The 9,242-nt window shown below is 67.1% G+C and carries 5 protein-coding genes; 3 read left to right on the top strand and 2 right to left on the bottom strand.

The genetic code is table 11. The features are described 5' to 3' along the window. Nucleotides 1–42: 42 nt before the first annotated feature. Entirely contained in the window at nt 43–2,418 is a 2,376-nt protein-coding gene (locus NA3_RS19040) for an ATP-binding cassette domain-containing protein (protein WP_062964946.1), read from the top strand. Between the two features lie 132 nt (nt 2,419–2,550). On the opposite strand, the gene NA3_RS19045 is transcribed toward NA3_RS19040, so the two are convergent. Continuing rightward, nucleotides 2,551–3,384 (bottom strand): SDR family oxidoreductase, encoded by an 834-nt coding sequence (locus tag NA3_RS19045; RefSeq protein WP_062964947.1) that lies wholly within the window; start codon nt 3,382–3,384, stop codon nt 2,551–2,553. Between the two features lie 81 nt (nt 3,385–3,465). Here NA3_RS19045 and NA3_RS19050 point away from each other — a divergent pair, with 81 nt between their 5' ends. Together NA3_RS19050 and NA3_RS19055 are read left to right on the top strand one after the other, a co-directional pair. Further along, a complete protein-coding gene (locus NA3_RS19050; protein WP_062964948.1) occupies nt 3,466–4,122 on the top strand; it encodes a TetR/AcrR family transcriptional regulator in 657 nt (218 codons plus the stop codon). Next, on the top strand, nt 4,104–4,952 hold the full coding sequence (locus tag NA3_RS19055) for a dienelactone hydrolase family protein (RefSeq protein ID WP_062964949.1): 849 nt from the start codon (nt 4,104–4,106) through the stop codon (nt 4,950–4,952). Before NA3_RS19050 ends, NA3_RS19055 begins: the two co-directional genes overlap by 19 nt. Nucleotides 4,953–5,030: 78 nt before the next feature. On the opposite strand, the gene NA3_RS19060 is transcribed toward NA3_RS19055, so the two are convergent. Further along, nucleotides 5,031–8,984, bottom strand: a complete 3,954-nt coding sequence (locus NA3_RS19060; RefSeq protein ID WP_062964950.1) for a DNA-directed RNA polymerase subunit beta' — start codon at nt 8,982–8,984, stop codon at nt 5,031–5,033. Nucleotides 8,985–9,242 lie beyond the last annotated feature (258 nt).

The following is a 9,242-nucleotide window of genomic DNA, read 5'->3' on the forward strand; positions in this document are numbered from 1 at the left end:
CCGGCCGGCGGACCAGGCCGCCCATCCGAAATTGGAGAAACCATGAGCAAGGCCCCGACGCCGGACCGGCACGTTGCCGACACCCACGACCTGATCCGCGTACACGGTGCGCGGGTCAACAACCTCAAGGACATCAGTGTCGAAATCCCCAAGCGTCGCCTGACCGTCTTCACCGGCGTCTCGGGATCGGGGAAGAGTTCGCTGGTCTTCGGCACCATCGCCGCGGAATCGCAGCGGATGATCAACGAGACCTACAGCGCCTTCGTCCAGGGCTTCATGCCGACGCTGTCGCGGCCCGAGGTCGACTTCCTGGACGGCCTCACCACCGCGATCTCGGTCGACCAGGAGCGGATGGGCGCCAACCCCCGCTCCACGGTCGGCACCGCCACCGACGCCAACGCGATGTTGCGCATCCTGTTCAGCCGCCTCGCCCGGCCGCAGATCGGCTCGCCGAACGCGTATTCGTTCAATGTGCCCTCGGTGACCGCCAGCGGTGCGATCACGGTCGAGCGCGGCGGCAAGACCAAGGCCGAGAAGGCGACCTTCCACCGCCTCGGCGGTATGTGCCCGCGCTGTGAGGGCATGGGCTCGGTCACCGATTTCGACCTGACCGCCCTCTACGACGACAGCCTGTCGCTCAACCAAGGTGCGCTCACCATCCCCGGGTACAGCATGGACGGCTGGTTCGGCCGCATCTACCGCGGCTGCGGGCTGTTCGACCCGGACAAGCCGATCCGCAAGTACAACAAGCGCGAACTGCACGATCTGCTCTACAAGGAGCCGACCAAGATCAAGGTCGAGGGCATCAACCTCACCTACGAGGGTCTGGTCCCGAAGATCCAGAAGTCGATGTTGTCCAAGGATGTCGATTCGCTGCAGCCGCATATCCGCGCGTTCGTCGAGCGCGCGGTGACCTTCACGACCTGCCCGGAATGTGAGGGCACCCGGCTCAGCGCCGAAGCCCGGTCCTCGAAGATCGGCGACAAGAGCATCGCCGACGTCTGCCGGATGCAGATCAGCGACCTCGCCGAATGGGTGCGCGAACTCGACGAGCCGTCGGTCGCGCCGCTGCTGAAGGGGCTGCAGCATCTGCTCGACTCGTTCACCGAGATCGGCCTCGGCTATCTGTCGCTGGATCGGCCGGCGGGCACGCTCTCGGGCGGTGAAGCGCAGCGCACCAAGATGATTCGCCACCTCGGCTCGTCGCTGACCGATGTCACCTACGTCTTCGACGAACCCACCATCGGCCTGCATCCGCACGACATCGAGCGGATGAACAATCTGCTGTTGCAGTTGCGCGACAAGGGCAACACGGTGCTGGTGGTGGAACACAAACCGGAAGCGATCGCGATCGCCGACCACATCGTCGATCTGGGTCCTGGCGCCGGAAGTCAGGGCGGCACAGTCTGTTTCGAGGGCGATATCGAGGGGCTGCGAGCCAGTGACACGATCACCGGCCGCCATCTCGACGATCGGGCGAAACTCAAGGACGCACCCCGGAAGTCGTCCGGCGCGTTGGAGATTCGCGGCGCCTCCACCCACAACCTGAAGGATGTGGACGTCGACATCCCGCTCGGGGTGCTGTGTGTGATCACCGGCGTGGCCGGATCCGGTAAGAGTTCGCTCATCCACGGGTCGGTCGCCGACCGCGACGACGTCGTGGTGGTCGATCAGGGCGCGATCCGCGGCTCCCGACGCAGTAATCCGGCCACCTACACCGGACTGCTCGAACCGATCCGCAAGGCGTTCGCCAAGGCCAACGGCGTGAAGCCGGCGCTGTTCAGCGCCAACTCCGAAGGCGCGTGCCCCACCTGCAACGGCGCCGGCGTGATCTACACCGATCTGGCGATGATGGCCGGCGTCGCGACCACCTGCGAGGAATGCGACGGGAAACGCTTCCAGGCGGCGGTCCTGGACTACCACCTCGGCGGCCGCAACATCAGCGAGGTGCTGGAGATGTCGGTGGCCGAAGCCGAGGAGTTCTTCGGCGCGGGTGAGGCGAAACTTCCGGCGGCACACAAGATCCTGCAGCGCCTCGGCGATGTCGGGCTCGGCTACCTGAAACTGGGCCAACCCCTCACCACGCTGTCGGGCGGTGAACGCCAGCGCATCAAACTCGCCACCCACATGGGCGAGAAGGGCGGGATCTACGTCCTCGACGAGCCGACGACGGGCCTGCATCTCGCCGATGTGGAGAACCTGCTCGGCCTGCTCGACCGCCTCGTGGACTCGGGCAAGTCGGTGATCGTCATCGAGCACCACCAGGCGGTCATGGCGCATGCCGACTGGATCATCGACCTCGGGCCCGGCGCCGGCCACGACGGCGGGCGCATCGTTTTCGAGGGAACGCCGGCCGATCTGGTCGCCGACAGTTCGACGCTCACGGGCGAACACCTCGCCGCGTACATCGGCGGATAGTCCGCGATCCCCTGCGGCGGCCGGCGAGCAGTCCGGTTCGCCGAGCGCCTGCCGGTTCCGGTCGACCGGAACCGGCAGGCCGGGTGCGTCGGCGCGGGCGGCTCAATGCTGCGCCGACGCGGTCTGTGGCCGCTACGGCACGGTCGGATCGGCGAGGCCGCGTTCGTAGGCGGCACGGGCGGTGGAACCGCGGGTCGCGGCGACCTGGTCCGGAACCATGCGCCGGAAGGTCAGGTCGCGCAGGCGCTGCGGAAGCAGTTCGGCGAGCCGGACGAGCGGTCCGATGTACCGCGGCACGGTGACCTCGAACCGAGGATGTTCGATCGTCCGCAGCACCGCTCGCGCCACATCGGCGGGCTCCAGCAGTGTCGCGGCGCCGGTGTCGGTACCCGCGGCCAGTTCGGTCGCGACGACCCCCGGCATGATCACCGAGATCCGCACGCCGCTGCCGCGCAGTTCCTCGCGCACGCCGGTCAGGTAGCCGAGCACCCCGTGTTTGGTTGCGGCGTAGGTCGATTCGCCGGGCGGGGACAACCGGGCGGCGGCCGAGGCGATGGTGACGATGTGGCCCTTCCCGCGCGCCCGCATGCCCGGTGCGATCAGCCGCACGCCCCGAATCACGCCGTGCAGATTGACCTCCAGCATGCGCGTGGTCGCCACCTCCGGCTCGGCGGCGAACGGACCCACCCACATCACACCGGCGTTGTTGACCAGCACGTCGATCGGCCCCCACAACGATTCCACCGCGGCGAGGAAGCCGCGGAAGGAGTCCGTGTCGGTCACGTCGAGCGCGAAACCGCGGACGGCACCGGATAATTCGGCCGCGGTGGCGACCGCGGCCGGCTCGTCCCGGTCGCCGATGGCCACCCGGGCACCGGCCTCGGCGAGCACACGCGCGATCTCCCGGCCTATGCCCCGTGCTCCGCCTGTCACGGCGACGACACGACCGGCAATCGGTGAGGACATGGACGGTTCTCCATTCTGACATGCCTGCGTGTCAGCAACGATGCTCTAGTGTGCCATAGGCCGGGAGGTAAGGACAGGGGCATGCCAGGACGGAAGTATCAGGGACTGATGCCGGACGAGCGCCGCCTGCAGCGGCGCGCGGCGATCCTGGACGCCGCACTGGAGGTTTTCGGCACCAGCGGTTATGCGGGCAGTTCGGTCAAACAGATCTGCCGCGTCGCGCGCCTCACCGAACGCTATTTCTACGAGTCCTTCACCGACCGCGAAAGTTGCCTGGCCGCCCTGTATTCCGAGATCGTGGACCGGGTGCGCGCCGCGACCATGGCCGCGATGATGTCGGCGGGCGACGACATCGACGACCGCACCCGTGCCGGAATCCGGACGTTCATCGACTATCTGACCGAGGATCGGCGGCTTGCCAGGGTGGCCCTGATCGAGGCCGTCGGCGTGTCCTCCGCCATGGAGGAACGCCGCCACCAGGTACTGCGCGAATTCGCGGAGATCGTCACCACCACCTGGGCCGCCGCCCGCTCCGAACCCCTGTCGGCCAAACAACATTCGGCCGCGGTCGCCCTCGTCGGCGGCGTCAACCACCTGCTGGTCGACTGGCTGATGAGCGGCACTCCCCAGACCCCCGCCGCGCTCACCGACGTCTGCACCACCCTGTTCATCTCCGCCCGCCACACCCTCGAAGCGGAGGCCCCGACCACGGAGACACCATGGCCGACGATCCCCTGATCGACTTCACCCGTGAATCGTTCACTCACGCGGGCATCAGCCACCCGATCTTCCGGTCCGGAACGGGTCCGGCGGTCATCGTGATGACCGAGGTCCCCGGTATCACGCCGAAGGTGGCCGAATTCGCCCGGCGCGTCCGCGATCTCGGCCTGACCGCGGTACTACCGGATATGTTCGGCACGGCCGGGCGCGACCCCGGGCCCGCCGGTCACGGCCTGTTGCGCAGCGCGACCTACCAGGTCGGCACCATCGCCCGGCTCTGCATCGGGCAGGAGTTCAGCATGCTGGCAGGCCCGCGTAACTCACCCATCACCACCTGGTTGCGCGCACTGGGCGCCGCCGAACACCGGCGCTGCGGCGGACCGGGCATCGGTGCCGTCGGAATGTGTCTGACCGGCGGATTCGCTCTCGCCATGGCCGCCGACGACCGTCTGCTCGCGCCGGTGCTGTCGCAGCCGGCCACGCCGGTGCCGCTGACCCGCCGTCACCGCCGCGGAATCGGCATCGAGACAGCGGATCTCGCGCGCATCCGACAGCGATGCGCGCAGGGCCTCGGCGTCGTCGGCCTCCGCTTTCGCGGCGACCGACTGGTCCCGGAAGAGCGATTCGCCTCCCTGCGCAGACAACTGGGCCCAGCCTTCGTGGCAGTGGAGCTGGACCCCGAGTCCGCGAATCCGGACGCGCCGATGCGGCCGCATTCGGTACTGACCGAACACCTCGTCGACACGCCCGGACATCCCACGCGGCAGGCGCTCGACCTGGTTCTCGAGCACCTTCGAACCCGACTGCTCGATCCCCACGCCGACCGGCCCGCACTCCACGAGTCCTAGGGCACCCCTTACCCGATCGATACGACAACGCCCCGCCTCGGATGACCGAGGCGGGGCGAAGTGCCTTACTACGCGGTGTTACCGGTAGTCGCTGAAACCGTAGTCGTCCAGCGGGACCGCGGCACCGGTGGTGGTGCCGAAGCCCTCCGGGCTGTAGTAGGTGTCGTCGTAGGACGGCACCGCGTACGCCGCGGCACGGGCCTCTTCGGTCGGCTGCACCTGGATGTTGCGGTAGCGGTTGATACCGGTACCGGCCGGGATCAGCTTACCGATGATCACGTTCTCCTTCAGGCCGATCAGCTTGTCGGAGCGGCAGTTGATCGCCGCGTCCGTCAAGACACGAGTCGTCTCCTGGAAGGAGGCCGCCGACAGCCACGAATCGGTGGCCAGCGACGCCTTGGTGATACCCATCAGCACCGGGCGACCCGAGGCGGGCTCGCCACCCTCGGCGACGACGCGGCGGTTGGCCGCCTCGAACTCCGAGCGCTCCACCAGCGAACCGGGCAGGAACTCCGTCGCACCCGAGTCGATGATGGTGACGCGGCGCAGCATCTGGCGGACGATGACCTCGATGTGCTTGTCGTGGATGGACACACCCTGCGACCGGTACACCTCCTGGACCTCGTGGACCAGGTGGACCTGCACCTGACGCGGACCCATCACGCGCAGCACCTCGTGCGGATCGGCCGAGCCCTCCAGCAGCTGCTGGCCGACCTCGACGTGGTCGCCGTCGGCGAGCAGGCGCTCGGAGCCGTCGTCGTGCTTGAACACCCGCAGCCGCTGACGCTTCGACAGCTTGTCGTAGACCACCTCGTCCGAACCGTCGTCCGGAATGATCGTGATCTTGTAGAAGCGGTCGTCGTCCTCGAGCCGCACCCGGCCCGAGACCTCCGCGATCGGCGCCTTGCCCTTGGGCACACGAGCCTCGAACAGCTCCTGCACGCGGGGCAGACCGCCGGTGATGTCGTCACCCGCGACACCACCCTGGTGGAAGGTACGCATGGTCAGCTGGGTACCGGGCTCACCGATGGACTGGGCGGCGACGATACCGACGGCCTCACCGATGTCGACCAGCTTGCCGGTCGCCATCGAGCGGCCGTAGCAGGTCGCACACACGCCGGTGCCGGTGGTGCAGGTGAGCACCGAGCGGACCTTGACGTCGGTGATGCCGGCCTCGAGCAGCGCCTCGATGGCCGGGTCGCCGAGGTCGTGACCCTTCTCCACGATGACGTTGCCGTTGGCGTCGACCGCGTCGGCGGCCAGCGTCCGGGCGTAGGTGCTGGTCTCCACGTGCGGATCGCGGATGAGCAGTCCGTCGGGCTGCTTCTCGGCGATCGCGACGGTGATGCCGCGCTCGGTGCCACAGTCGGTCTCGCGCACGATGACGTCCTGCGACACGTCCACCAGACGACGGGTCAGGTAACCCGAGTCGGCGGTACGAAGCGCGGTGTCGGCCAGACCCTTTCGCGCACCGTGGGTGTTGATGAAGTACTCCAGCACGGTCAGGCCCTCACGGAAGGAGGACTTGATCGGTCGCGGAATGAACTCACCCTTCGGGTTGGTCACCAGACCCTTCATGCCCGCGAGGGTACGAGTCTGGGTGAAGTTACCCGTGGCGCCCGAATCGACGATCGTGATGATCGGGTTGTCGGCCGGGTAGTGCGCGCGCAGCGCCTTACCGACCTCTTCGGTCGCTTCCTGCCAGATCTTGACCAGGGCGTTGTTGCGCTCCTGGTGGTCGAGAGCACCACGCTGGTACTTCTTCTCGATCTGGTCGGACTGCGCCTCGTAGCGCTCCATGATCTCGGCCTTCTCCGGCGGAACGAGAACGTCCGACATGGAGACGGTGACACCCGAACGCGTGGCCCAGTAGAAGCCGGCGTCCTTGAGCTTGTCGACGGTCTGCGCGACCACGATCATCGGGTAACGCTCGGCGAGATCGTTGATGATCGTCGCCTGCCGCTTCTTCGGCATCTGCTCGTTGATGAACGCGTAGTCCGCGGGCAGCAGCTCGTTGAAGATGACGCGGCCCAGGGTGGTCTCACACAGCCACGCGTCGCCGCGCTGCCAGCCCTCGGGGAACAGCTCCGCCTCGACGTCCTTCGGCGGGCGCTGATCGGTCAGGCGCACCTTGATCAGCGAGCGAACCGTCAGCTCGCCGCGGTCGACGGCCATCTGAGCCTCGGCCGGCGACGCGTAGACGCCCTGCTCGGGAGCATCCGCGGTGGCGGGCCGGTACTCACCCTTGGCGCCCTCTTCCAGGCGGGTCAGGTAGTACAGGCCGGTCACCATGTCCAGACGCGGCATGGCCAGCGGGCGGCCGGACGCCGGGGACAGGATGTTGTTCGACGACAGCATCAGGATGCGGGCCTCGGCCTGCGCCTCCGCCGACAGCGGCAGGTGCACGGCCATCTGGTCACCGTCGAAGTCGGCGTTGAAGGCCTCACAGACCAGCGGGTGCAGCTGGATGGCCTTACCTTCGACCAGCAGCGGCTCGAAGGCCTGGATACCCAGGCGGTGCAGCGTGGGCGCACGGTTCAGCATGACCGGGTGCTCGGCGATGACCTCTTCGAGGACGTCCCACACCTGGGCACGCTGCCGCTCGACCATCCGCTTGGCGGACTTGATGTTCTGCGCGTGGTTCAGGTCGACCAGACGCTTCATCACGAACGGCTTGAACAGCTCCAGCGCCATCAGCTTGGGCAGACCACACTGGTGCAGCTTCAGCTGCGGACCGACGACGATGACCGAACGGCCCGAGTAGTCGACGCGCTTACCGAGCAGGTTCTGCCGGAAACGACCCTGCTTGCCCTTGAGCAGATCGCTCAGGGACTTCAGCGGGCGGTTACCGGGGCCGGTCACCGGGCGACCGCGACGGCCGTTGTCGAACAGCGCGTCGACGGACTCCTGCAGCATCCGCTTCTCGTTGTTGACGATGATCTCGGGGGCACCGAGGTCGATCAGTCGCTTGAGGCGGTTGTTGCGGTTGATCACGCGGCGGTACAGGTCGTTCAGGTCCGAGGTGGCGAAGCGGCCACCGTCGAGCTGAACCATCGGGCGCAGCTCCGGCGGGATCACCGGAACGGCGTCGAGGACCATGCCCATCGGCGAGTTGCCGTTGGCCTGGAAGGCCGCGACGACCTTCAGCCGCTTGAGCGCGCGCAGCTTCTTCTGGCCCTTACCGGTGCGAATGGTTTCGCGCAGGTTCTCGGCCTCGGCGTCGATGTCGAAGTTCTCCATCAGCTTCTGGATGGCTTCGGCACCCATCGCGCCGGTGAAGTACTCGCCGTAGCGGTCCTGCAGCTCGCGGTAGAGGACCTCGTCCACGATCAGCTGCTTGGGAGCCAGCTTGGTGAAGGTGGTCCAGATCTCGTCGAGCCGGTCCAGCTCACGCTGGGCACGGTCGCGCAGCTGGCGCATCTCGCGCTCGCCGCCGTCCTTGACCTTGCGGCGGACGTCGGACTTGGCACCCTCGGCCTCGAGCTCGGCCAGGTCGGCCTCGAGCTTCTGGGCGCGAGCCTCCAGGTCGGCATCGCGCTGGTCGGCGATCGCCTTCTTCTCGACCTCCATCTCCGCCTCGAGCGTGGACAGCTCGTTGTGGCGCAGATCCTCGTCGACGGTGGTGATGACGTAGGCGGCGAAGTAGATGATCTTTTCGAGATCCTTCGGCGCCAGGTCCAGCAGGTAACCGAGGCGGCTCGGCACACCCTTGAAGTACCAGATGTGGGTGACGGGCGCGGCCAGCTCGATGTGGCCCATCCGCTCACGACGCACCTTGGCGCGAGTCACCTCGACACCACAGCGCTCACAGATGATGCCCTTGAAGCGGACACGCTTGTACTTGCCGCAGTAGCACTCCCAGTCCCGGGTGGGACCGAAGATCTTCTCGCAGAACAAGCCGTCCTTCTCCGGCTTGAGCGTGCGGTAGTTGATGGTCTCCGGCTTCTTGACCTCACCGAAAGACCAGTTGCGAATGTCTTCGGCGGTAGCCAGGCCGATCCGGAGTTCATCGAAGAAGTTGACGTCTAGCACGTAACTTCCTTTCCCCTGTTCGGGTTCAGTATCGAGCAAAGTTCGCTAGTTCGTCCGCCGTGGCGGACCACTTCCGCGGAGCGGGAAACTATGCCCCGGCGCCCAATGCGGGCGCCGGGACCGATCGGCTACTGCGCGAGGTCGTCGACCGTCGCAGCCTCGTTGCGGGACAGGTTGATGCCGAGGTTCGCCGCGGCACGCTCGAGGTCCTCGTCGTCGCCGTCGCGCATCTCGATCGCGGCGCCGTCGGAGGACAGC

The organism is Nocardia africana NBRC 100379, from assembly GCF_001612635.1.
Lineage (GTDB): Bacteria > Actinomycetota > Actinomycetes > Mycobacteriales > Mycobacteriaceae > Nocardia > Nocardia africana.